Source organism: Actinomadura rubrobrunea NBRC 15275, assembly GCF_001552235.1.
In the GTDB taxonomy this organism is placed as follows: domain Bacteria; phylum Actinomycetota; class Actinomycetes; order Streptosporangiales; family Streptosporangiaceae; genus Spirillospora; species Spirillospora viridilutea.
Genome location: NZ_BCQU01000077.1, coordinates 1 through 23,714 on the forward strand (window position 1 = coordinate 1; position 23,714 = coordinate 23,714).

22 protein-coding genes are annotated in these 23,714 nt (G+C 74.1%); 3 read left to right on the top strand and 19 right to left on the bottom strand.

Translation table 11 applies throughout. From position 1 onward, the window contains the following. Positions 1–12: 12 nt before the first annotated feature. Positions 13–1,437 (bottom strand): NADP-dependent phosphogluconate dehydrogenase, encoded by a 1,425-nt coding sequence (gene gndA / locus AR3_RS21615; protein WP_067916279.1) that lies wholly within the window; start codon positions 1,435–1,437, stop codon positions 13–15. 147 nt (positions 1,438–1,584) lie between these two features. Here gndA and AR3_RS21620 point away from each other — a divergent pair, with 147 nt between their 5' ends. Then, on the top strand, positions 1,585–2,331 hold the full coding sequence (locus AR3_RS21620; protein WP_067916281.1) for a beta-phosphoglucomutase family hydrolase: 747 nt from the start codon (positions 1,585–1,587) through the stop codon (positions 2,329–2,331). After that, positions 2,328–4,775: a glycoside hydrolase family 65 protein gene (locus tag AR3_RS21625; RefSeq protein ID WP_227022997.1), complete on the top strand. Its 2,448-nt coding sequence runs from the start codon at positions 2,328–2,330 to the stop codon at positions 4,773–4,775. Before AR3_RS21620 ends, AR3_RS21625 begins: the two co-directional genes overlap by 4 nt. A gap of 63 nt (positions 4,776–4,838) precedes the next feature. Here AR3_RS21625 and soxR read toward each other — a convergent pair whose 3' ends face one another. The 7 genes from soxR to AR3_RS21660 all read right to left on the bottom strand — a co-directional run bounded on the left by soxR (position 4,839) and on the right by AR3_RS21660 (position 11,508). Then, the gene (gene soxR / locus AR3_RS21630; RefSeq protein WP_067916284.1) at positions 4,839–5,378 is read right to left on the bottom strand and encodes a redox-sensitive transcriptional activator SoxR; all 540 of its coding nucleotides are present in this window, start codon (positions 5,376–5,378) and stop codon (positions 4,839–4,841) included. A gap of 132 nt (positions 5,379–5,510) precedes the next feature. Further along, the gene (locus tag AR3_RS21635; RefSeq protein WP_067916286.1) at positions 5,511–6,095 is read right to left on the bottom strand and encodes an HdeD family acid-resistance protein; all 585 of its coding nucleotides are present in this window, start codon (positions 6,093–6,095) and stop codon (positions 5,511–5,513) included. Positions 6,096–6,298: 203 nt separating this feature from the next. Beyond that, entirely contained in the window at positions 6,299–8,119 is a 1,821-nt protein-coding gene (locus AR3_RS21640; protein WP_083951761.1) for a phosphoenolpyruvate carboxykinase (GTP), read from the bottom strand. Positions 8,120–8,296: 177 nt separating this feature from the next. Next, complete coding sequence (locus tag AR3_RS21645; RefSeq protein WP_067916288.1) at positions 8,297–9,382, bottom strand: ABC transporter ATP-binding protein; 1,086 nt, start codon at positions 9,380–9,382, stop codon at positions 8,297–8,299. A 17-nt stretch (positions 9,383–9,399) separates the two neighbouring features. Further along, complete coding sequence (locus tag AR3_RS21650) at positions 9,400–10,161, bottom strand: ABC transporter permease (RefSeq protein WP_106258361.1); 762 nt, start codon at positions 10,159–10,161, stop codon at positions 9,400–9,402. A gap of 77 nt (positions 10,162–10,238) precedes the next feature. Next, a complete protein-coding gene (gene modA, locus AR3_RS21655) occupies positions 10,239–11,030 on the bottom strand; it encodes a molybdate ABC transporter substrate-binding protein (protein WP_067916318.1) in 792 nt (263 codons plus the stop codon). Positions 11,031–11,091: 61 nt separating this feature from the next. Next, positions 11,092–11,508, bottom strand: coding sequence for a helix-turn-helix transcriptional regulator (locus tag AR3_RS21660; protein WP_067916292.1), 417 nt, complete (start codon positions 11,506–11,508; stop codon positions 11,092–11,094). 350 nt (positions 11,509–11,858) lie between these two features. Between AR3_RS21660 and AR3_RS31545 the strand changes: the two genes are divergently transcribed. Continuing rightward, a complete protein-coding gene (locus tag AR3_RS31545; RefSeq protein WP_146150190.1) occupies positions 11,859–12,710 on the top strand; it encodes a hypothetical protein in 852 nt (283 codons plus the stop codon). A 99-nt stretch (positions 12,711–12,809) separates the two neighbouring features. Here AR3_RS31545 and AR3_RS21670 read toward each other — a convergent pair whose 3' ends face one another. The 11 genes from AR3_RS21670 to AR3_RS21720 all read right to left on the bottom strand — a co-directional run bounded on the left by AR3_RS21670 (position 12,810) and on the right by AR3_RS21720 (position 23,709). Beyond that, positions 12,810–13,013, bottom strand: coding sequence for a hypothetical protein (locus AR3_RS21670; protein ID WP_067916296.1), 204 nt, complete (start codon positions 13,011–13,013; stop codon positions 12,810–12,812). Between the two features lie 61 nt (positions 13,014–13,074). Continuing rightward, positions 13,075–14,457 carry a ribosome biogenesis GTPase Der gene (gene der / locus AR3_RS21675; RefSeq protein WP_067916298.1) on the bottom strand — a complete coding sequence of 461 codons (1,383 nt, stop codon included), beginning with the start codon at positions 14,455–14,457 and terminating at the stop codon, positions 13,075–13,077. 81 nt (positions 14,458–14,538) lie between these two features. After that, positions 14,539–15,201, bottom strand: coding sequence for a (d)CMP kinase (gene cmk / locus AR3_RS21680; RefSeq protein ID WP_067916300.1), 663 nt, complete (start codon positions 15,199–15,201; stop codon positions 14,539–14,541). Positions 15,202–15,356: 155 nt separating this feature from the next. Next, a complete protein-coding gene (locus AR3_RS21685) occupies positions 15,357–16,457 on the bottom strand; it encodes a prephenate dehydrogenase (protein WP_083951762.1) in 1,101 nt (366 codons plus the stop codon). 151 nt (positions 16,458–16,608) lie between these two features. Then, on the bottom strand, positions 16,609–16,971 hold the full coding sequence (gene aroH / locus AR3_RS21690; protein WP_067916302.1) for a chorismate mutase: 363 nt from the start codon (positions 16,969–16,971) through the stop codon (positions 16,609–16,611). Positions 16,972–16,983: 12 nt separating this feature from the next. After that, a complete protein-coding gene (locus tag AR3_RS21695) occupies positions 16,984–17,715 on the bottom strand; it encodes a pseudouridine synthase (protein WP_067916304.1) in 732 nt (243 codons plus the stop codon). Then, on the bottom strand, positions 17,712–18,245 hold the full coding sequence (gene scpB, locus AR3_RS21700; RefSeq protein ID WP_067916322.1) for an SMC-Scp complex subunit ScpB: 534 nt from the start codon (positions 18,243–18,245) through the stop codon (positions 17,712–17,714). The genes AR3_RS21695 and scpB overlap by 4 nt, the downstream gene beginning before the upstream one ends. A gap of 286 nt (positions 18,246–18,531) precedes the next feature. After that, the gene (locus tag AR3_RS21705) at positions 18,532–19,374 is read right to left on the bottom strand and encodes a segregation and condensation protein A (protein ID WP_067916324.1); all 843 of its coding nucleotides are present in this window, start codon (positions 19,372–19,374) and stop codon (positions 18,532–18,534) included. A 136-nt stretch (positions 19,375–19,510) separates the two neighbouring features. Beyond that, positions 19,511–21,625: an MMPL family transporter gene (locus AR3_RS21710; protein WP_067916326.1), complete on the bottom strand. Its 2,115-nt coding sequence runs from the start codon at positions 21,623–21,625 to the stop codon at positions 19,511–19,513. Positions 21,626–21,779: 154 nt separating this feature from the next. Next, complete coding sequence (locus tag AR3_RS21715) at positions 21,780–22,499, bottom strand: response regulator (RefSeq protein ID WP_227022998.1); 720 nt, start codon at positions 22,497–22,499, stop codon at positions 21,780–21,782. 4 nt (positions 22,500–22,503) lie between these two features. Next, positions 22,504–23,709 carry a sensor histidine kinase gene (locus tag AR3_RS21720; protein WP_067916306.1) on the bottom strand — a complete coding sequence of 402 codons (1,206 nt, stop codon included), beginning with the start codon at positions 23,707–23,709 and terminating at the stop codon, positions 22,504–22,506. Positions 23,710–23,714: the final 5 nt, after the last annotated feature.

Consider the following 23,714-nt stretch of genomic DNA (forward strand, 5'->3'; position numbering starts at 1 on the left):
GACGCGGACGGGTCAGGCTTCGACTTCGGAGCGGTCGCCGCTCCAGAGGGTGTGGAACGAGCCCTCGCGGTCGACGCGCCGGTACGTGTGGGCGCCGAAGAAGTCGCGCTGCCCCTGGGTGAGGGCCGCGGGCAGACGCTCGGCGCGCAGCGAGTCGTAGTAGGCCAGCGCGCTGGAGAAGCCGGGCGCCGGGATGCCGAGCTGGGCGGCGGTGGCGACGACGCGGCGCCAGGCGTCCTGCGCGGCGCCGACGGCCTCGGCGAAGTGGTCGTCGGTCAGCAGCGTCGGGGTCCGCGGGTCGGCCTCGTAGGCGGCGCGGATGCGGTCCAGGAAGCGGGCGCGGATGATGCAGCCGCCGCGCCAGATCGTGGCCATCTTCGCGAGGTCGATGCCCCACCCGTACTCGGCGCTGGCCGCCTGGATCTGGTGGAAGCCCTGCGCGTAGGCGATCACCTTGGACGCGTAGAGGGCCTGTTCCACGTCGTCGGCGAAACCGGACAGGTACCGCACGTCGTTCTGCGGGCCGGGCAGGTTGCGGGCGGCGCGCCGCAGCTCGGCGTGGCCCGACACCGACCGGGCGAACACCGCCTCGGCGATGCCCGACACCGGGATGCCGAGGTCGAGCGCGGTCTGCACGGTCCAGCGGCCGGTGCCCTTCTGCTCGGCCTGGTCCAGCACCACGTCGACGAACGGGCGGCCGGTGGCGGCGTCGGTGTGCGCGAGCACCTCGGCGGTGATCTCGATGAGGTACGACTCCAGCCGGCCGGTGTTCCAGGTCCGGAACACCTCGGCGATCTCCGCCGGGGACAGTCCGGCGGCGTGCCGCAGCAGGTCGTACGACTCGGCGATCAGCTGCATGTCGGCGTATTCGATGCCGTTGTGGACCATCTTGACGAAGTGCCCGGCGCCGTCCGGTCCGACGTGGGTGCAGCACGGCGTGCCGTCGACCTTGGCGGCGATGTCCTCCAGCAGGGGACCGAGCGCCTCGTAGGACTCCGCCGAGCCGCCCGGCATGATGCTCGGCCCGTGCAGGGCCCCCTCCTCCCCTCCGGAGATGCCGGTGCCGACGAAGTGCAGCCCGCGTTCGCGCAACGCCGCCTCGCGGCGGCGGGTGTCGGCGAAGTGCGCGTTCCCCCCGTCGACGATCATGTCGCCGGGTTCCAGCAGCGGCGCGAACTCCTCGATCACCGCGTCGGTGGGCGCGCCCGCCTTCACCATGATCACCAGGCGGCGGGGGCGTTCCAGCGACGCCACGAACTCCTCGGGGGTCTCCGCGGGGATGAACGTCCCCTCGTCGCCGTATTCCTCGATCAGCGCCTTCGTGCGGGCAGCGGTGCGGTTGTGCACGGCCACCGGATGCCCGTGCCGGGCGAGGTTGCGGGCCAGGTTGCGGCCCATCACCGCCAGCCCGGTGACACCTATGCGCGCCTTGGTCATTGACATGTCTCCTCTTCGTTCAGGCCCCTTGCCCGTTGTACGCGGGCAGAGTCGCCCTTGTTCGGTGAACCCGGCGGCCGCATGTCCTTGTTCCAATCAGGGAACGGGACGCATCGTAGAGATCGCGGAAGTCGCGAGGGGGGAACCATGCTGGGACTGCCGCAATCGGTCGCCGCCTGCCTGTTCGACCTGGACGGCGTACTTACCCATACCGCCGCGGTGCACGCCGCCGCGTGGAAGCAGATGTTCGACGCGTATCTGAAGGCGCGGTCGGCGGCCACCGGAGAGCCGTTCGTCCCGTTCGACGACGGCGACTACGCCAAGTACGTCGACGGCAAGCGCCGCGAGGACGGCACCCGCTCCTTCCTCGCCTCGCGCGGCATCACGCTGCCCGAGGGCAGACCCGACGACCCGCCCGACGCCGAGACCGTCCGGGGCCTGGGCAACCGCAAGAACGCGCTGGTCCTCAAGCTCCTCGAGGAGAAGGGCGTCGAGGTCTTCGAGGGGTCGGTGCGGTACGTGCGCGCCGCCCGCGACGCCGGGCTGCGCACAGCGGTGGTGTCGTCCAGTGCCAACACGGTGCACGTGCTGCGCGCCGCGGGCATCACCGACCTGTTCGACGCGCGCGTCGACGGCGTGACCGCGCAGGAGCGCGACCTGCCCGGCAAGCCCGCGCCCGACATGTTCCTCGCGGGGGCCGAGGCGGTCGGGGTTCCGGCGTCGCGGGCGGCGGTGTTCGAGGACGCGCTCGCCGGCGTCGAGGCGGGCCGCGCGGGGGGCTTCGCCTACGTCGTGGGCGTCGACCGGGTCGGCGGCGATCATCGGGGGGCGTTGGCGCGGCACGGCGCCGACGTCGTGGTCGGGGATCTATCCGAACTTCTGGAGGACAAGTGAGCGATGGGCGCGGGGGCCGCCACACCGCCGCGGTGGATCCGCCGGTGTTCACGGTCGAACCGTGGTGCGTGCGCGAACCGGAGCTGCGGCTGGACCGCCTGGCGCAGAGCGAGTCGGTGTTCGCGCTGTCGAACGGGCACGTGGGACTGCGCGGCAATCTGGACGAGGGCGACCCGCACGGGCTGCCCGGCAGCTATCTGAACTCGTTCTACGAGCTGCGGCCGCTGCCGCACGCCGAGGCCGGATACGGCTACCCCGAGTCGGGGCAGACCGTGATCAACGTGACCAACGGCAAGCTGATCCGCCTGCTGGTGGACGACGAGCCGTTCGACGTGCGGTACGGGCGGCTCGACTTCCACGAGCGCGTCCTGGACATGCGGGCGGGCACGCTCACCCGCCAGGTGGAGTGGACCTCCCCCGCGGGGCGCTCGGTGCGCATCACCTCGGTGCGGCTGGTGTCGCTGACGCAGCGCGCCATCGCCGCGATCTGCTACGACGTCGAGCCGGTCGACGGCTCGGTGCGCGTGGTGGCGCAGTCGGAGCTGGTGGCCAACGAGTCGCTGCCCGATCTCGGCCGCGACCCGCGCACCGCCGCGGTGCTGGAGTCCCCGCTGGTCAGCGAGGAGCACACCACCAACCACACCAAGGCGGTCATGGTGCACCGCACCCGGCACAGCGGGCTGCGGATGGCCGCGGCGATGGACCACCAGATCGAGGGTCCCGAGCACATGGCGACCGACATCGAGAGCTTCCCGGACGTCGCCCGGCTCACCGTGGCCACGCGGCTGGAGCCGGGGCAGCGGCTGCGGATCGTCAAATACCTGGCCTACGGGTGGTCCAGCCGGCGGACCCGTCCCGCGCTGCACGACCAGGTGGTGGGCGCGCTGGCCGCGGCCAAGCACACCGGCTGGAGCGGCCTGCTGGACGAGCAGCGCGCCTACCTGGACGACTTCTGGTGCGGCGCGGACGTCGAGGTGGACGGCGACGCCGAGGTGCAGCAGGCGGTCCGGTTCGGGCTGTTCCACATCCTGCAGGCGGGCGCGCGCGCCGAACGGCGGATGATCCCCGCCAAGGGTCTGACCGGTCCCGGGTACGACGGGCACACCTTCTGGGACACCGAGACGTTCGTGCTCCCCGTGCTGACCTACACGCACCCGCCGGCGGCGGCGGACGCGCTGCGGTGGCGGCACATGACGCTGGGGCTGGCCCGCGAACGCGCCGACCAGCTGGGCCTGGCGGGCGCGGCGTTCCCGTGGCGGACGATCCGCGGGCAGGAGTGCTCGGGCTACTGGCCGGCGGGCACCGCCGCGTTCCACATCAACGCCGACATCGCCGACGCGGTCGTCCGGTACGTGGACGCCACCGGCGACGAGGAGTTCGAACGCGAGGTCGGCCTGGAGCTGCTGGTGGAGACCGCCCGGCTGTGGCGCAGCCTGGGCCACCACGACGTGGAGGGCGTGTTCCGCATCGACGGCGTGACCGGCCCGGACGAGTACAGCGCGATCGTCGACAACAACGTCTACACCAACCTGATGGCGCAGCGGAACCTGCGCGAGGCCGCGGCGATGGCCATGCGCCACCCGGACCTGGCCGAACGGCTCGGCGTCAGCACCGAGGAGGCGGCGTCGTGGCGGGACGCGGCCGCGGCGATGATGATCCCCTACGACGAGCGGCTGGGGGTGCACCCGCAGAGCGAGGGGTTCACCAACCACGCGCGCTGGGACTTCGCGGCCACCAAGCCCGACCACTACCCGCTGCTGCTCAACTACCCCTACTTCGACCTGTACCGCAAGCAGGTCGTCAAGCAGGCCGACCTGGTGCTGGCCATGCACCTGTGCGGGGAGGCGTTCACCTACGAGCAGAAGGTGCGCAACTTCCACTACTACGAGGCGCTGACGGTGCGGGACTCGTCGCTGTCCGCGCAGACCCAGGCGGTGATCGCCGCCGAGGTGGGGCAGCTGGACCTGGCGCACGACTACCTGGGCGAGACCGCGCTGATGGACCTGCACGACCTGGCCCGCAACACCCGCGACGGCCTGCACATCGCCTCGATGGCCGGGGCGTGGAGCGGCCTGGTCGCCGGGTTCGGCGGGATGCGCGCGTCCAAGGGCGTGCTGCGGTTCGCGCCGCGCCTGCCCGGAGGGATCAGCCGGCTGGCGTTCCGCATGCGCTACCGGGGCAACCGGCTGAAGGTCACCGTGACCGGGGAGTCGGCCTGCTACGAGCTGCTGGACGGCCCGGGCCTGCGGCTGTACCACTACGACCAGGAGTTCGAGCTCGCCGACAAGCCGGTGGAGCTGGACGTCCCGCACGTGCCGAGCAGCCCGCGGCCCAGCCAGCCGGTCGGGCGCGAGCCGGCGCCGCGCCGCGTCGACCCGCACGGCCGCGACCGCGCCCCGCGCGGCTCGCAGCCGAACCGCGGCGCGCTGTCCCGCAGCCGCTGAGGCGCGCGGGGCCTCGCTTCCCTTCGGCTCTTGCCGTCCGCTCCCGCCTCTTCGCGGTCGCCGTCAGCAGTCGGGGCCGCAGGGCGCGGGAGCGTCGGGGGTCTCGGCGTCCTCGCCGCGCGCGGGCCGGCGGCGGGGGCGCTCCCCGGGGCGGACGAGCAGGCGGCGGGGGCCCGGGCCCTCGTCGCCGAGCCGGTCGTAGGGGTTGGCCAGCGCGCACTTGTTGATCGACAGGCAGCCGCAGCCGATGCAGTCGGTGAGGTCGTCGCGCAGGCGCTCCAGCTGCGCGATGCGCTCGTCGAGGTCGGCGCGCCACAGCTCCGACAGCCGCGCCCAGTCCTCCACCGTGGGGGTGCGGCCCTCGGGCAGCGTGGCCAGCGCCTTCTTGATCTCGCTGAGCGGGATGCCGACCCGCTGGGAGACCTTGATGAAGGCGACCCGGCGCAGGGTGTCGCGGGTGAAGCGGCGCTGGTTGCCCGCGGTGCGGCGGCTGCTGATCAGCCCTTTCGACTCGTAGAAGTGCAGCGCCGACACCGACACGCCGCTGCGCTCGGCGAGCTGGCCGACGGTGAGCTCGTGCACCCTGTGCTCCAGGCGCGTCATGCCACGATCTTAGATGACCTCAAGATTGGTTGAGCTCCGTCGCGACCGCGTCGCCCGCCGGACGTCGCTCATTGGACACTGTCGACGCCGCGGAGCGCACGAAGGGCGGACGCGAGCGGTTCGCGCGGGCCGCTACGAGTGGGTGGCGGACGCGCCGCCGGGCCGCATGCCCGGTTCGGCCAGTTCGCGGGCCAGGCGGCGCAGCCGCAGCGCGGCGCCGACCATCGCGGCGCCGAACAGGATGGAGAAGAACCCGATCAGCCAGACGACGGCGAGGGCCCCGGACACCGGCCACACGAGCAGCAGCACCCCGAACAGCACCGACACGGCCCCGGTGAGCACGTACAGCCACTCGCCGCGGATCACCCGGCGCAGCCGCACCGCCGTGACGATCTCCAGCACTCCGGTGACCAGCGCCCACACCGCGATCAGCATGAGCAGCGCCAACCCGGTGATCCCGGGCCAGAGCAGGGCGACGATCCCCAGCACGATGCCGCAGGCGCCGGTCAGCCCCAGCCACGCCCGCGACTCGCCGGGCACGCCCCGCACCGCCGCGACCACGGCCGCCGCGCCGTCCACCAGCGCGTACGCGCCGAACAGCAGCACCAGGGCGAGCACGGTGATGCCGGGCCAGACCCAGGCCGCCACGCCGAACAGGATGGCGACGGCGCCGCGCAGCGCCAGCGTCCACCAGCCGCGGGCCAGCAGGTCGTCCATGGGCGCTCCCCCGGGAAAAGTGGGCCTGACCTCTCCTCTCGCCGGTGATGCGGCGCAATATGCCCACAGGGGATGCAAAGAGAGCAAAAGACCGTGAGGCCGCACCCGAAAGGGCGGTCTCACGGCCGCATGCGCAGGGCCGCCGCGGAGAGCGGCGGCCCTGCGGTGTCAGTCGCCGGGCGGTGTCACCCGCCGCGCCGGTGTCACTCGCCGAGGCGGTGCATCAGGGCGTGGTACTCGTCCCACAGCTCCTTGGGCAGGCGGTCGCCGAAGGTCTTGAAGAACTCGGGGACCAGCGCCGCCTCGCGCTTCCACTCCTCGACGTCGACGCTGAGCAGGGTGTCCAGGTCGGCGTCGTCGATGTCCAGGCCGTCGGTGTCGAGCGACTCGCGGGTCGGCAGGTGGCCGATCGGGGTCTTGACCGCGTCGGCGCGGCCGTTGAGCCGGTCGACGATCCACTTGAGCACCCGGCTGTTCTCGCCGAAGCCCGGCCAGATGAACGTGCCGTCGGCGTTCTTGCGGAACCAGTTGACGTAGTAGATCCGCGGCAGCTTCTCCGGCTCGGTGGACCGGCCGATCTTCAGCCAGTGGGCGAAGTAGTCGCCCATGTTGTAGCCGCAGAACGGCAGCATGGCGAACGGGTCGCGGCGCAGCTCGCCGACCTTGCCCTCGGCCGCGGCGGTCTTCTCCGACGCCACGTTGGCGCCGAGGAACACCCCGTGCTGCCAGTCGAACGACTCGGTGACCAGCGGCACGGCGGTGGCGCGGCGGCCGCCGAACAGGATCGCCGAGATCGGCACGCCCTTGGGGTCCTGCCACTCCGGCGCGATGATCGGGCACTGCCCGGCCGGGGTGGTGAAGCGGGCGTTGGGGTGGGCCGCCGGCGTGTCGGAGTCCGGCGTCCAGTCGTTGCCCCGCCAGTCGATCAGGTGCGCGGGCGGCTCCTCGGTGAGGCCCTCCCACCACACGTCGCCGTCGTCGGTGAGCGCGACGTTGGTGAAGATGCTGTTGCCCCACAGGGTCTTGACGGCGTTGGCGTTGGTGGCCTCGCCGGTGCCGGGGGCGACGCCGAAGAACCCGGCCTCGGGGTTGATCGCGTACAGCCGGCCGTCCTCGCCGAAGCGCATCCAGGCGATGTCGTCGCCGATCGTCTCGACCTTCCAGCCCGGGATGGTCGGCTGCAGCATCGCCAGGTTGGTCTTGCCGCAGGCCGACGGGAACGCGGCGGCGACGTAGCGGACCTCGCCGTCCGGCGGGGTCAGCTTGAGGATCAGCATGTGCTCGGCCAGCCAGCCCTCGTCGCGGGCCATGGTCGAGGCGATGCGCAGCGCGTAGCACTTCTTGCCCAGCAGCGCGTTGCCGCCGTAGCCGGACCCGTAGGACCAGATCTCCCGGGTCTCGGGGAAGTGCGAGATGTACTTGGTGCTGTTGCACGGCCACGGGACGTCCTTCTGGCCGGGCTCCAGCGGCGCCCCCACCGAGTGGACGCACTTGACGAACGAGCCGCGCTCCTCGATCAGCCGCAGCGCGTCGGTGCCCATCCGCGTCATGATCCGCATCGACACCGCCACGTACGGCGAGTCCGTGATCTCCACGCCGAGCTGGGAGATGTTGCCGCCGAGCGGGCCCATGCAGAACGGCACCACGTACATGGTGCGTCCGCGCATGCACCCGGCGAACAGCTCGCGGAAGGTGGCGCGCATCTCGTCCGGCGCGATCCAGTTGTTGGTGGGGCCGGCGTCCTCCTTCTTTTCCGAGCAGATGAAGGTGCGGTCCTCGACGCGGGCCACGTCCGTGGGATCGGAGGCGGCGTAGAAGCTGTTGGGACGCTTCTCGGGATTGAGCCGTTTGAAGGTTCCCTGCTCGACGAGAAGGTCGGTCAGGCGCTCCCATTCCGCGTCCGAGCCGTCGCACCATTCGATCCGGTCGGGACGGGTGAGCTCGGCGATCCCGCGCACCCAGTCAATCAGCTCGCGGTGACTGGTCGGGGCCTGGTCCAAGGACGCGGTGACCTGGTGGGACACGGGCTACTCCTTCAGCAGTTCGCAGGATCTCTGCATCATGAACAAACCCGCCAGTTTTTTCCATTTGGTCTGGACCACTTGCCGCGGGTCATTGGGGGCAGACCTACCCATTTGTGACTGATATCACCAGCCGACCGCAAGGGAAAGCGCTTGCAGAGCGCCGTTGCGGCGGAGAGTTCAGGCCGGGTAAACGCGCGTTTCGGTAGCCTTCAAGGCCGCCCAAACCCTGGCGCCCGGGGTCAATTCGAGTTCCGCGACCGCGGCGGGCGTCACGTCGGCGGCCGCGGACAGCGGCGGCCCCTGCAGACGGACACGGACGCGGTCCCCGTGCCGCTCCACGGCCGCGACCCGGGCGCGCCACACGTTGCGAGGGCTGCCCTCGGGCCGCGACCGGTACAGCGCGACCGCCGTCGGCTCAAAAGCCAGGAAAACTTCTCCCAGGACATGGTCAACCGTGTCCAGCTCCATTCTGGCGCCGCCCTCGCCCTCGACCCGCACCGTGCGGCCGTCGGCCTGGCCCCGGTAGAGGTTGAGGCCCACCAGGCGCGCCACGTACTCGGTGCGGGGCTGCCGGGCGACGTCGGCGGGCCGTCCCCGCTGCACCGGCCGCCCGCCCTCCAGCACCACGAGCCGGTCGGCCAGCACCATGGCGTCCAGCGGGTCATGGGTGACCAGCACGGCGGCCCCGTCGAACCCCGCCAGGCGCCGCCGCAGCCCGGACCGGATCTCCAGCCGAGTGTGCGCGTCCAGGGCCGACAACGGCTCGTCCAGCAGCAGCAGGCGCGGCCGCACGGCCAGGGCGCGCGCCAACGCCACCCGCTGGGCCTGCCCGCCCGACAAGGCGCGCGGACGCGCGGACGCGTACTCGGCCAGGCCGACCCTTTCCAGCCACTCGGCCGCGATACGGCGGGTCTCGCGTTTGCGCACGCCCTGGCAGCGCAGGCCGAACGCGACGTTCTCCAACGCGCTCAGATGAGGGAACAGCAGGTAGTCCTGGAAGACCATGCCGATGCCGCGCCGCTCCGGGGGCAGGCGATGCAGGTCCCTGCCGTCCACTCGGATGTACCCGTCCGCCAACGGGACGAGCCCGGCCAGCGCGCGCAGCGCGGTGCTCTTGCCCGCCCCGTTGGGGCCCAGCAGGGCGACGACCTCGCCGGGCGCGGCCGTCAGCTCCAGATCCAGTGCGAAATCTCCGCGCCGCACCAGCAGCCGCGCCTCGAGCCCGCCGCGGCCGGCGGCCCGCTCCTCCCGCCCCGTCGTCATCGGGGTGTCAGGGCGGCTCACGCGACGTCCAGCCATCGGTCGCGGAGGGCGGTCAGGACGAGCACCGACACCGCCAGCAGCACCAGGCTCAGCACGACCGCCGCCTCCGGATCGGTCTCCAGTGCCAGGTAGACGGCCAGCGGCATGGTCTCGGTGCGGCCCGGGAAGCTGCCCGCGAACGTGATCGTCGCGCCGAACTCGCCCAGCGCCCGCGCCCAGCACAGGACGGCGCCCGCCAGGACCCCGGGGGCGACCAGCGGAAGCGTCACCCGGCGGAACACCGTCCACCGGGTGGCGCCCAGCGTGGCGGCCGCCTCCTCGTAGCGCAGGTCCGCGGCGCGCAGCGCGCCCTCCACGCTGATGACGAGGAAGGGCATGGCCACGAACGTCTGGGCGAGCACCACGCCCGCCGTGGTGAACGGCAGCGTGACGCCGAACGCCGCGTCCAGCCACTGCCCGACGAGTCCGCGGCGGCCCAGCACCAACAGCAGCGCCACGCCGCCGACCACGGGCGGCAGCACCAGCGGGACGGTCACCAGCGCCCGCACCAGCCGGGCGCCGGGGAACGGCACGCGCGCCAGCACCCATGCCAGCGGCACGCCCAGAACGAGGCACACACCGGTGGCCGCGGTGGCGGTGAGCAGCGACAGCCGCAGCGCCTCCAGCACCCGCGGATCGGCCAGCCGGGTGCCCAGCGTCGACCACGGCGCGCGCAGCAGCAGCCCGGCCGGCGGCAGCACCAGGAAGCCCAGGCCCACCAGCGCGGGCAGCACCAGCATCCACGGCGGCCGCCGTCCGAACCCGCGTTCCGGGGACGCCCCGCCGGCGGGAGCGCGCACGGTGTCGGGCCTCCCGGTCACGGCGCCTCGAACCCCGCCTGTGCCAGCACGGTGCGGCCCTGGCCCGAGAGCACCAGCCGGACGAACTCCCGGGCCAGCTCGGGCTGCGGCGCCTCGGCGAGCACCGCGATCGGGTAGTCGTTGCCCGCCTCGGCCGACTCGGGGAACTCCACGCCCGTGACCTGCCCGGACGCCGCCCGCACGTCGGTGCGGTACACCAGTCCGGCGTCGGCCTCGCCCATCCGGACCTTGGTGAGCACGGCCTTGACGTCCTTCTCGCGGGACACGGGCTCGACCCGGACGCCGCCCGCGCGCAGCGCCTTGCCGGCGGCGTCGCCGCAGGGCGCCTGCTCGGCGCACAGCACGACCTTCAGGTCGCGTCCGGCCAGGTCCCGCAGCGACGTGACCTTGCCGGCCGCGTCCTTGGCGACGGCGATGACCAGCCGGTTCCTGGCGAAGATCCGAGGCTGCCCGGACGCGGCGCCCCGGTCGGCGACGGTCTTCATCGTGGCGGTGCTGGCCGCGGCGAACACGTCCGCGGGCGCCCCCTGGACGATCTGCTGCGCGAGGGTGGAGCTGCCGCCGAAGCCGAACCGCACCGTGACGCCGGGGTGGGCGGCCTCGAACGCCTCGCCCAGGGAGGTGAACGTCTCGGTCAGGGACGCCGCGGCGAACACCGTGAGCGTCCTCCCGCCGCGCTCGGCGCCCGCGGAGGCGTCCCCGTCCTCCACGTCGCCGCACCCGGCCAAGGCCAGGGCGGTCACGGCCGCCAGGACCAGCGCCGCGATCCGTGTCCGTACGCGCTCCACCACGGTTCCTCCGGTCCTCTCGAGTGCTCGCCGGGGCGGACGGTCGACCGGCGGGCGCCCCTCACCCCCGGGCCCGAGCGGGGTCGGGCAGTTCGACGACGACGTTGGTGGACTTCACGACGGCCTCGGCGACCACGCCGACCTCCAGCCCGAGCTCGTCGGCGGCCTCGCGGCTCATCAGCGAGACCACCCGGAACGGCCCGGCCTGCATCTCCACCTGGGCCATCACCCCGTCCCGGTGCACGTCGGTGACGATGCCGCGCATCCGGTTGCGGGCGGAGGAGAACCGCTCCCCCGGCTCCCCGTCGCCGCGCCGCCCCTGGTCGCGGACGAACGCGGCCAGCTCGGCGCCGGGGACGCGCCGGTGCCCGTGCTCGTCGCGGACGGCGGGCAGCCGTCCGCCGTCCACCCAGCGGCGGACGGTGTCCGCGCTCACGCCCAGCAGCGCGGCCGCCTCACTGATCCGGAACGTCGTCACGCGCCCATCGTAGACCTTCGCCGATTCGAAGGGAATCGGCCGTTTCCTACAGCAGATGCCATGCGAATCGACCTGAAGGCACAGCAGGTGCGGGGCTGGTCCATTCGACTCCCGTGCGATCGATTCGAGTGGGCAGTGGGCCGGGCCGTCCCGGGACGGCGCGGCGCACGGAGTGCTCTCTCAAGGAGCGCGCTCGTCGACGTCCTCCCGCTGCCCATGGGGGTCGTCGGCGCCTGCTCGCCGAGCAGCCTCTTCACGCGTTTTCGCAGGCCATATAACGTGCTTGGGGGCGGAGCAAGGGGGTAGGCCCTTCGCCGACAGATCACGTCCTCCCGGTCAGGAGGGGGATCATGACTGGGACCATGCGGGCTCCGCGCACCCGGGGCGTCCTCAGCGGCTTCCTGCTCGTGCTGCTGGGGCTGTGGGGCGCCCTGCTGCCGTTCATCGGCCCGTACCTGCACTTCGGCTTCGCGCCCGACGAGCCTTGGGTGTACACGTCCGCACGCCTGCAGCTCAGCGTCCTTCCGGGGATCGCCGCGGTGCTCGGCGGACTGATCCTGCTCGTCAGCGCGCACCGCGCGGCCGCGATGTTCGGGGCGTGGCTGGCCGCGCTCGGCGGCGCCTGGTTCGTCGTCGGCCACACGGTCGCGCCGCTGTGGGAGCCGAACGGCGTGGGCGCCCCGCTCGGGACGAGCACGGGCATGCGGGTGGCCGAGCAGGTGGCGGGCTTCAGCGGCCTCGGCGTGGTGATCGTGTTCCTCGCCGCGGCGGCCCTGGGCCGCTTCGCCGTGGTCGGCGTGCGCGAGGCCCGACGGGCCGCCCGGAGCGCGGCGGAACGCGAGGCCGCCGCCCGGCCCGCCGCGGGCGAGTCCGGCGCGACGCAGCCGCTCGCACCGCCGCACGGCCGGTACAGCCGCGCGTCCGGGTTCGGCGGAGCCGTCCCCGGCGCCGGGCCACCGCCGTCGACGCCGCCGACCCAGCCGATCCAGCGGACGCAGCCGCCCCAGCAGACGCAGCCCACCCAGCCCACTCAGCCGACCCAGCCGGCAGACGGGCCCGCAACGCCGCAGGCGCCCCCTCCGCCCGCACCCGGCGCGCCGGGACCAGGGCCGTCCGCGCCCCGGCCGCACGCCGGCGCCTCACCCGTCGAACGGCACGACCAGCGGGTCGCCGGAGAGCACAGGGACGGACCCCGTCCCTGACCCGGCGTCCGCGGCGTCCTGGACCACCGCTCCGTGCGGAGCGTCCCGCGCCCGCACGGAGCGATCGCTCATGCCCCGGACGCCGCGGCTCCGCGCGCGTCAGCGGTCGCGGGCGCGCATCTTGCGCACGGTCGCGGTCGGCTCGTAGGCGCGCTTCTCGTCGTCCAGCGGAACGTCGTCGCGGTCGGTGAACATGGCCGCGAAGGCGACCAGAAGGCCGACGGCGCCGATCCACGGCTCACGCCAGGCGAAGCTCAGCGCCACGCACGCCGCCGCGCACCCGAGCAACAGCAGGAACCTCACGCAGAAACGAGAACATGTTCTCGTTTCTGCGTCAATGCGGAACCCGGCGCTCGCCGGCGGCTCACTTGCGCTTGCCGCGCTTCTCGCGGATGCGCATCACCAGGTCGATGGGCGTGCCCTGGAAGCCGAACTCCTCGCGCAGGCGCCGTTCGATGAACCGCCGGTACCCCTCCTCCAGGAAACCGGTGGTGAACAGCACGAACCGGGGCGGGCGCACGTCCGCCTGGGTGGCGAACAGCACTCGGGGCTGCTTGCCGCCGCGCACCGGGTGCGGGTGCGCGGCCACCAGGTCGGCGAAGAACCGGTTGAGCTGGGAGGTGGGGACGCGGGTGCCCCAGCCTTCCAGCGCCGTGTCCAGGGCGGGCACCAGCTTCTCCACGTGCCGCCCGGTGCGGGCGGAGATGTTCACGCGCGGCGCCCAGCGGGCGTTGTGCAGCTGCCGGTCGATCTCGCGCTCCAGGTAGTAGCGGCGCTCCTCGTCCAGCAGGTCCCACTTGTTGTAGGCGATCACCAGGGCCCGGCCCGCCTCGATCACCATGGAGATGATCCGCAGGTCCTGGTCGGCCAGCGGCTCGGAGGCGTCGATCAGCACGACCGCCACCTCGGCGCGCTCCAGCGCCGACTGGGTGCGCAGCGTGGCGTAGAAGTCCGCGCCCTGGTTCTCGCGGTGGCGCCGCCGGATGCCCGCGGTGTCGATGAACCGCCACTCCCGGCCGCCCAGCTCGATCAGCTCGTCCACCGGGTCGCGGGTGGTCCCGGCGACCGAGTCGACGACGGCGCGGTTCTCCCCCGCCAGTTTGTTGAGCAGGCTGGACTTGCCGACGTTGGGACGGCCCAGCAGCGCCACCCGGCGCGGGCCCCCGACCTCGCCGTACGTCTCGGGCGGCGGCTCGGCGGGCAGCGCCTCCAGCACCGCGTCCAGCAGGTCGCCGCTGCCGCGGCCGTGCAGGGCGCTGACCGGGTGCGGCTCGCCGATGCCGAGCGACCACAGCAGGGCCGCGTCCGCCTCGGTCGCCGCGTCGTCGACCTTGTTGGCGACCAGCACGACCGGCTTGCCGGAGCGGCGCAGGATCTCCACCACGGCGTCGTCCACGTCGGTGGCGCCGACGGTCGCGTCCACCACGAACAGCACCACGTCGGCCAGGTCGACCGCCAGCCGCGCCTGCTCGGCGATCGCGGCGGCCAGGCCGGTCGCGTCGGGCACCCAGCCGCCGGTGTCGACGATGGTGAAGCGGCGGCCGCTCCAGGTGGCCTCGTAGGCGACGCGGTCGCGGGTCACGCCCGGCACGTCCTCCACGACCGCCTCGCGGCGGCCCAGGATCCGGTTGACCAGGGTCGACTTGCCGACGTTGGGACGGCCGACGACGGCCACCACCGGGACCGGCGCCGCCGCCTCGTCCGCGGCCGCCGGGCCGTCCACCGTCTCGATCTCGTATTCGCTCACTGCTCCACGCTCGCGTTCGAGGCGCCGCGCACGGCGCCGGCCGCCCTTTCCGTCCTTCGGTCCGTACCCCCGGGCCGTCCGCTAGGACGCGCTCTTGGCCAGGCGGACGACCGCCTCGATCACCTCGTCGAGGGTCAGCTCGGTCGAATCGATCTCGTGCGCGTCCTCGGCCTTGGTCAGCGGCGACGCCGCCCGCGTCGAGTCGAGGCGGTCGCGGCGGGCCTGCTCGGCGAGCGTCACCGTCACCGTGGCGCCGGGGTCGTGGGCCAGGTCCTTGGCGCGGCGGGCGGCCCGGACCTCCTCGCTGGCCGTCAGGAACACCTTGACGGGCGCGTCGGGCGCCACGACGGTGCCGATGTCGCGGCCCTCCACCACGATGCCGCCCTCGCCGATGATCTCGCGCTGCAGCGCCACCAGCCGCTCGCGCACCCGGGGCACGGCGCTGACCGCGCTGACCGCGTTGGTCACCTCGCGGGTGCGGATGGGGCCGGACACGTCCTGGCCGTCCACCGCGATGGTCGGCGCGTCGGGGTCGGTGCCCGACTCGATCACCGGCTCCCCGGCGCGGGCCGCGACCGCCTCGGCGTCGTCCACCGGCACGCCGGCCCGCAGCATCCACCACGTCATGGCGCGGTACATGGCGCCGGTGTCGAGGTAGCGCAGCCCGAGCGCGCGGGCCACGCCCCGAGAGACGCTGGACTTGCCCGACCCGGAGGGGCCGTCCATGGCGATGACGAGCGGCACGATCGCTCCCTTTCCGTGATGAGACGGCTTGCCCGCGAGCGTCCCGCGGCGGGCGCGCGGACGGCGCCGGCGCACCCGGCGGCCGTGTTCCCCGACGCGTCAGCGTACCCGTGCCGACGGCCCCTTCGGGCCGCCGCGCCGGGCCGGCGGGGCCGTCACGCCAGGCCGGGGACCGACCAGCCGCGCGACCGCAGCTCCTCCGCCAGCCGCCGGGCGGCCTCGGGCTTGACCGAGATCTCCAGCACGCCCAGGGGGCGGCCCGGGGAGTGCTCGATCCGCACGTCCTCGATGTTGACCCCGGCGACGCCCGCCGCCTGGAAGATCATGGCCAGCTCGCCGGGACGGTCCGGGATGACCACCTGCACCACGGCGTAGGCGGACGGGTCGCCGCCGTGCTTGCCGGGGATGCGCGAGCAGCCGGCGTTGCCGCGCAGCAGCAGGTCGGCGACGTGCGCGGCGGCCCGCTCGCTGCCGTCGCGCAGCAGCGAGGCCGCCACGGCCAGGTCGGTGGCCACGGCCTCCAGCACGTCGGCGACCGGCTGGGCGTTGCCGGTGAGGATGCCGATCCACAGCTTCGGGTCGCCCGCGGCGATGCGGGTCACGTCCCGCAGGCCCTGCCCGGCCAGGCCGAGCGCCATGTCGTCGGCGCCGGTCAGCCGGGCCGCGACCGCGGCCGACACGACGTGCGGGGCGTGCGAGACGAGCGCCACGGCCCGGTCGTGCTCCTCGGCGCCGACGGTGACGGGCTCGGCGCCGCACGCCCGGGCCAGCGCGGTGACCGCCTCGACGGCCTCCGGTTCGGTCTCGGGCGGCGGGCACAGCGCCCAGGACCGGCCGAGGAACAGGTCGGCGCGGGCGGCCGCCGGTCCGGAGCGCTCGCGCCCGGCCAGCGGATGCCCCGGGACGAACGTCCCCAGCTCGCAGCCCAGCTCGCGGGCCTGCCGCAGCGGCAGCGCCTTGACGCTCGCCACGTCGGTGTAGACCGCGGCCAGGCCGCGCTTCTGCGCGTCCAGCAGCGTGACGGCCACCGCGGCGGGCGGGACGGCCAGCACCGCCACGTCGGCGGGCTCGTCGACCGGCCCGTCGGCGGGCAGGGCCGTGCCCGCGCCGAGCTCGACGGCCATCGCCAGCGCGGCGGCGTCGCGGTCGGCGAGCACCACCTCCGCGCCGCGCTCGCGCATGGCCAGGGCGATCGAGGTGCCGATCAGCCCGGTCCCGATCACCGCGATGCGCCGTGGAAAGCCCTCTTCAGCCACCCGTCAAGGGTAGCCGCCCCGGACGCCCGCCCGCGCCGCGCGGATGCGCCCGCCCGTGGCCGGCGGACGGGGCCCGCCGCGTCACCGCCGCGCCGCGTGCGCTCGGCCTCGCGGACGCGGCACGGAGCCGGCGGGCTCCCCGCCTCTGGCGTCACTGCGCGATGTCCAGGCGCAGCGCCGTGGCCCCCCGCAGGTAGACGTGCTGGATCTCCGAGCGGGGACGGTCGGTCTCCACGTGCGCCATCAGCCGGATCACCCGGGGCAGCGCGTGCGGCACGCCGATCTCGGTGGCGCACAGCAGCGGCACCTCGTGGAAGCCGAGCTTGCGCGCCGCCAGCGCCGGGAACTCGGCGGTCAGGTCGGGCGTCGCCGTGAAGATCACGCTGATGACGTCGTCGGTGGTCAGCCCGTTGCGCGCCATCACCTCGGTGACCAGCTCGGCGGTGGCCGCCAGGATCTGGTCCCGGTCGTCGGCGTCGACCTGCGTCGCCCCCCGGATCGCGCGTACCGCCACGTTTCGCACCTCCTACAGGCCCACGGCCTTGTACAGCTCCCCGATCTCGACGACGTTCAGCGCCCGGACGGTTCCGGGCCGCAGCTGGCCGAGCTTGATCGGTCCGAACTGGATGCGGGCCAGCTGCTGCACGGGGAACCCGACGTGCTTGAGCATCCGCCGCACGATGTGCTTGCGGCCCTCGTGCAGCGTGATCTCCACGAGGACGCGGCGGCCCACCTGGTCGTACACGCGGAACCGGTCGGCCTTGGCGAAGCCGTCCTCGAGGGTGACGCCGGCGCGCAGCCGCCGTCCCAGGTCGCGCGGGATGGGGCCGTGGATCTCCGCCAGGTAGGTCTTCGGCACGCCGTAGCTGGGGTGCATGAGCCGGTGGGCCAGCTCCCCGTCGTTGGTGAGCAGGATCAGGCCCTCGGTGTCGGTGTCCAGGCGGCCGACGTGGAACAGCCGCTCGGGCACGTCCACGAAGTCGGCCAGGGACTTGCGCCCCTTGTCGTCGGACATCGTGCTGACCACGCCGCGCGGCTTGTTGACGGCGTAGTAGCGCATCTCCGAACGCGTCTCCACCCGGCGCCCGTCGACGTGGATGACGTCGCGCTCGGGGTCCACCCGCTCGCCGAAGCGGAACACCTTCTCACCGTTGACGGTGACGCGGCCTTCGCCGATCAGTTGCTCGCAGTGGCGGCGGCTGCCGATTCCGGCGTCGGCGAGCACCTTCTGCAACCGTACGCCCTGGTTGTCGGTCACTTTTCCTCAACTGTGTCGTCTGGCAGGTCTTCGGGCAGATAGGGGGCGAGGTCGGGCAGCTCGTCCAGGCTGCGCAACCCCAGCCGCTCCAGGAAGTACCCGGTGGTGCGGTACAGGAGCGCCTGCGTCTCGGGGTCCCGGCCCGCCTCCTCGATGAGTCCGCGCAGCATCAGGGTGCGCATCACCCCGTCGCTGTTGACGCCGCGGATCGCCGAGACCCGCGCCCGGCTCACCGGCTGGCGGTAGGCCACCACGGCGAGGGTCTCCAGCGCCGCCTGGGTGAGGCGGGCCTGCTGGCCGTCGGTGACGAAGCGCTCCACCACCGGGGCGCACACGTCACGAGTGTAGAAGCGCCAGCCGTCCCCGACCTCCCGCAGATCGAACCCCCGGCCCTGGGCGGTGTATTCCGCGGACAGTTCCCGGAGCGTGGCGGCGATCTCCGCCCGCGGGCGCTCCAGCAGCCGCGCGAGGGTGTCCTCGCTCACCGGCTCGTCCACCACCAGCAGGATCGCCTCGATCGCGGCGCGCAGCCCCGGCCCCTCGGCCTCCTCGGAGGCGTCCTCGACGGTGTCCTCGGGGGCCTGCGCGGCGGGCGGCTCCGCCGGCTCGGCCCCGTTCTGGGACGCGACGGCCTCGCCGAGGCCGTCGGGGACCCGGTCCTCCCGACCGGTGTCCTCCCGCGAGGCGCGGGCCTCCCGCGCATCAGGCGCCTCCTGCGAGGCGGCGGGTCCTTCCGGAGGTGAAGCGTCCCGCGCCCGTTCGGGCGGCAGGGCAGGGTCGGCGGGGACGCCCTCCGGGGCGTCCTCGCGGGGCGGTTCAGTCATCGGTCTTGTCTTTCTCCGGCTCCCGGGAGCCTTCGTAGTCGTCGCCGACGTCGATGTCGCCGTCGTCGGTGCCGGTCCAGGTGATGTGCAGCTCGCCGAGCGGCTCGGCCTGCTCGAACGCGACCGCCTTCTCGCGGTAGAGCTCCAGCAGCGCCAGGAACCGCGCGACGACCTCGTAGGTGCCGGCGCAGTCCTCGACGAGCACGCGGAACGTGGTGGCGCGCAGCCGGCGCAGCCGCTCCACCACGATCGCCGCCTGCTCGCGGACGCTGGCCTTGGGCTGGTAGATGTGCTCGACGGAGACGGTCGGGGGCGCCTTGGGCGTGAGGGCCTTGGCCGCCAGGCGGGCGAACTCGACGGGGCCGAGCCCGAGGAGCACCTCGGGCAGCAGGTTGGCGAACCGGGGCTCCATCGGCACCAGGCGCGGGTACCGCCGCCCCTGCTCGGCCATCCGTTCCGCCAGGAAGCGCGAGACCTCCTTGAAGGCCCGGTACTGCAGGAGCCGCGCGAACAGCAGGTCGCGGGCCTCCAGCAGGGCCAGGTCCTCCTCGTCGTCCACCTCGCCGGACGGCAGCAGCCGGGCCGCCTTCAGGTCCAGCAGCGTGGCGGCGACGAGCAGGAAGTGGCTGGCCTGGTCCAGGTCCCAGTCCTTGCCGTGCGAGCGGATGTGGTCGATGAAGTCGTCGGTGACCTTGGCCAGGGACACCTCGGTGATGTCCAGCTTGTGCTTGGAGATCAGCTGGAGCAGCAGGTCGAACGGGCCCTCGAAGTTGTCCAGGCGGACGCGGAAGCCGCGGCCCTCCTCGGCCTCCGGCTCCGGCGTCGTCTCGTCCACGCCGCTCACGGTAGCGGAGTCCGGCCGCGGCCGCGTCGACCGGCCAGAGGGGACGACACGCGGACGACACGGGGACGACGCCCGCGGCCGGTCGGGGCGGGCCGCTCCCCGCGCATGCGGCCCGCCCCGACCAGGGTCAGCGCACCCCGACGCGGTCGTCCGGCGCGGCCGCCCCGGCGGGCGGCGGCGGCACGGCCTCGGACAGGGCCACCCGGGCGTGCAGGCGCCGCAGCGGGCCGGGCAGCCACCAGTTGCGGCGTCCCAGCAGCGTCATGGTCGCCGGGACGAGCAGGATGCGCACCACCGTCGCGTCCAGCACGATCGCCGTCACCAGGCCGAGCCCGATCGCCTTGACCGGGGCGAACCCGCCGAACGCGAACCCGGCGAACACCACCGCGATCGTCAGGGCGGCGGCGGTGACGATGCCCCCGGTGCGGCGCAGGCCCTCGGCGACCGCGGCGGACGGGGCGTCCCCGGCCAGCCACCGCTCGCGGATCCGCGACAGCAGGAACACCTCGTAGTCCACCGACAGCCCGAACGCGATCGCGCCGATCAGCATCGGCACCGTCAGGTGGACGTAGCCGGTGCCCTCGGTGCCGAGCGGCCCGGCCAGGTGCCCGTCCTGGAAGACCCGCACGACGACGCCGAGGGCGGAGCCGATGCCGAGCAGGTTCGTCAGCACCGCCTTGACCGGAAGCAGCAGCGACCCGGTGAACGCGAACAGCAGCGCCAGCGTGCCGAGCGCCACCGCGGCGGCCGCCCACGGCAGCCGGTCGGCCAGCATCGCCCGGTAGTCGATCAGCCGGGCGGTGTATCCGCCGACCTCGACCGGCACCGGCGTGCGCGTCTCGCGGAGGGCGCGGACGGCGTCGCGGGCGGCCGGGCCGTCGGCGTCGCCGCGCGGGACGGCCGACAGCAGGGTCCTGGCCGGTCCGAGCCCTCGGGTGCGGACCTCGGCGACGCCGGGCAGGGCCGCGACCGTCCGCCGCAGCTCGGCCACGCGCGGGTCGCCGGGGGCGGCGTGGGCGATCACCTGGATGTCGTCCGACCAGCGGGCCCGCTCGGGGAAGTGGGTGTGCAGCTCGTCCCACAGCCGGTGGGTGGTGGTGGACGCGGGCAGCATGCCCGGGTCGCCGAGGGAGATGTGCAGGCGGGCGGCGGGCAGCGCCAGCGCGGCCATCGCCGCGGCGGCCGCCGCGAGCGTCAGCAGCGGACGCCGCTGCACGGCGCGGGCCACCCGGGCGAACCCGGCGCCGCCCTCCCTTGCCTTGGCGGGGGCGATGCGCCGGCCGAAGCGGGCCAGCAGCGCGGGCAGCAGCGTGAGCGCGGCGAGCATGTCCACCAGGACCACGGCGGTGCCCGCCAACCCCATCGACCGCAGGAACGGATCGGGGAAGACCGTGAGGCCGAGCAGGGCGACCGCCACGGTCAGACCGGAGAACAGGACGGTGCGGCCCGCGGTCGCGACGGTGCGGGCGACGGCCCCGGCCACGTCCGGGTCGGCGCGGCGCTCCTCCCGGAACCGGCTGACCATCAGCAGCGCGTAGTCGACCCCCAGCCCGACCGCGAGCATGGTCGTCACCTGGACGGCGTAGACGGAGATGTCGGTGACGGCGCTGAAGGCGTACAGGACCCCGAACGTGCCCGCCGTGCCGAGCACCGCGACGAGCAGCGGCAGCCCGATCGCCAGCAGCCCGCCGAACACCACCACCAGCAGCACCAGCACCACCGGCAGGCTCAGCATCTCGGCGCGCGCCACGTCCCGCTGGGCCTGCTCGGTGAACTCCCGCTCCGACAGCGGTCCGCCGGCGACGGTCACGGTCGCGCCGTCCACGGCGCGCAGGCGGTCGGCGGCGGCCCGCGCGGCCGCCTCCTGCCCCTCGCCGGGGGCGAGCGCGACCTCCACCAGCAGCGCCCGGCCGGTGGTCCGCGACGCCAGCGGCCCGTTGACCGCGACGACGCCGGGCACGGCCCGGACCGCCTCCATCGCCGCGCCCACCTCGCGGCGCAGCGCGGGATCGTCCGCGGGGCGCCCGGACACCACGGCGGTGAGCCTCGCGGGGCTCGGCGAGTTGTCCTCGATCCACTGCGCGGTGCGGCCCGACTCGCTGCCGGGCAGGACGCCGACGTCGCTCACCAGGACGCCGAACACCCGCCCGCCGACGCCGAAGCCCGCGGCCGCCACGGCGAGCCACAGCACGACGACCAGCCACGGGCGCCGCGTGGAGAAACCAGAGATTCTGCCAAGCATGACGGCCTCCATCGGCCCGTGCGGGCCTTGCGACCGGAAACGACTGGCTCAAGGCTCGCCCGAAGCGGCGGTGAAGGGATCACCGCTGAGAGCGGAGTCCGGCTCGCTCCGAGGAGCGGGCCCGCGGCGGGCGCGTCTCCCTCGCAGGAGGGGGTCAGGGACGGGCGGGAGGCGCCGTCTCCCCCGGACGGACCAGGCCGGTCTCGTAGGCCAGCACGACCGCCTGCACGCGGTCGCGCAGCCCCAGCTTGCTCAGCAGGCTGCTGACGTGCGTCTTGACCGTGTGCTCGGTGACGACCATGGCGCGGGCGATCTCGGCGTTGGACAGCCCCCGGGCGATGTGCCGCAGCGTGTCGGTCTCCCGGGCGGTCAGCCGCGCCAGGCGGGGGTCGTCGCCGTGCGGCGCGGACCGGGACGCGGGGCCGCCGGACCGCCGCACCACGTCGGCGATGAGCCGCCGCGTCACCGACGGCGCCAGCAGCGCCTCGCCGGCGGCCACCACGCGCACCGCGTCCACCAGCTCCCGGCGCCGCATGTCCTTGAGCAGGAACCCGCTCGCCCCGGCGCGCAGCGCCTCGTAGACGTACTCGTCGAGGTCGAACGTCGTCAGCACCAGCACCTTGGCGTCGGTGTCGCGGCAGATCGCCGCGGTCGCCTCGATGCCGTCGACGTTCGGCATGCGCACGTCCATCAGCACCACGTCGGGCCGCAGCTCGCGCGCCGCGCGGATCGCCTCGGCGCCGTCGCCGGCCTCCCCCGCGACCGCCAGGTCCGGCTGCTCGGAGAGGATCATCGCGAACCCGTCGCGGACCAGGGCCTGGTCGTCGGCGATCAGCACGCGGATCGGGGGGCGGGTCGGACGGTCGACGGCCACGCTGTCACTCTAGGGGCAGAACCGCCGCCACGCGGAACCCCCGGCCGTCCGGACCCGGCCCGTAGCTCAGCTCGCCGCCCACGGCGGCGACCCGCTCCCGCATGCCGATCAGTCCGTGCCCGCCCGTCCCCGCGGCGTCCTCCCCGCGGGGGCCCGCCGCGCCGTTCGGGCCGCGGCCGTCGTCGCGCACCTCCAAGCGCAGGGCGCCGCCGCCCCACCGCAGCCGCACCCGCGCGCTGCGCGCCCCCGCGTGCTTGACGGTGTTGGTCAGCGACTCCTGGACGACGCGGTACGCGGTCACGGACAGGTCGGCGGGGACGCGCCGCGCCGTGCCGTCCTCCTCCAGCGACACGTCCAGGCCGGCGCGCCGCACCCCCGCGATCAGCGCCGGCAGGGCCTCCAGGCCGGGCTGCGGGCGGCGGGACGGCTCGTCGGCGCGCAGCACGCCGAGGGTGCGGCGCAGCTGCGCCAGCGCCTCGCGCGCGGTGTCGGAGATGGCGTCGAACATCTCCTCGGCGCGGGCCGGGTCGCTGCGCACCGCCACCGGACCGGCCTCGGCCTGCACGGCGACCATGCTCATCGAGTGGGCGAGGATGTCGTGCATCTCCCGGGCGATCCGCTCGCGTTCGCGGGCGGCGGCCGCGTCCTGCTCCTCGGCGAGGCGGCGCGCCCGCTCCTCCAGCATCGCGATGCGGTCGCGGCGCGCCCGGGCCGAGGTGCCCATCGCGTACGCCACGACGAACGGCGCGGCCGCCACGAGCAGCTTCGCCCCGGTTCCGCCCGGGCCGAGGGTCTGCGCCGAGCCGAGCAGGACCGCCGCCGCGAGGACGACGGCGGTGACCGCACCGAGCACCAGCCGCCGCACCGGCGGGCACAGCGCGGCGAAGGTGTAGGTGGCCACGAGCTGCGCGGCGGGCAGGTCGGTGAGGACGTCGCTCAGGTGCATCGCCACGGTCCCGGCGCCGACGGCGCAGGCGACCAGGGACGGGCGTCGGCGGCGCCACAGCAGCGGCACCGACGCCGCCGTCGCGAGCAGCGCCACCCACCAGGCAAGACGACCGTCGACCGCGGCGTGGACGGTGACGTAGGCGCCGCACACGGCGGCGATGACAGCGTCGACCGCGCCCGGCGGCGGCGCGCCCGCGCGTGCGGCGAGACGGCGCACGCGGGCGATGAGGCGCACGATGAGGCGGACGGTGGGGGACGCCACGTCGA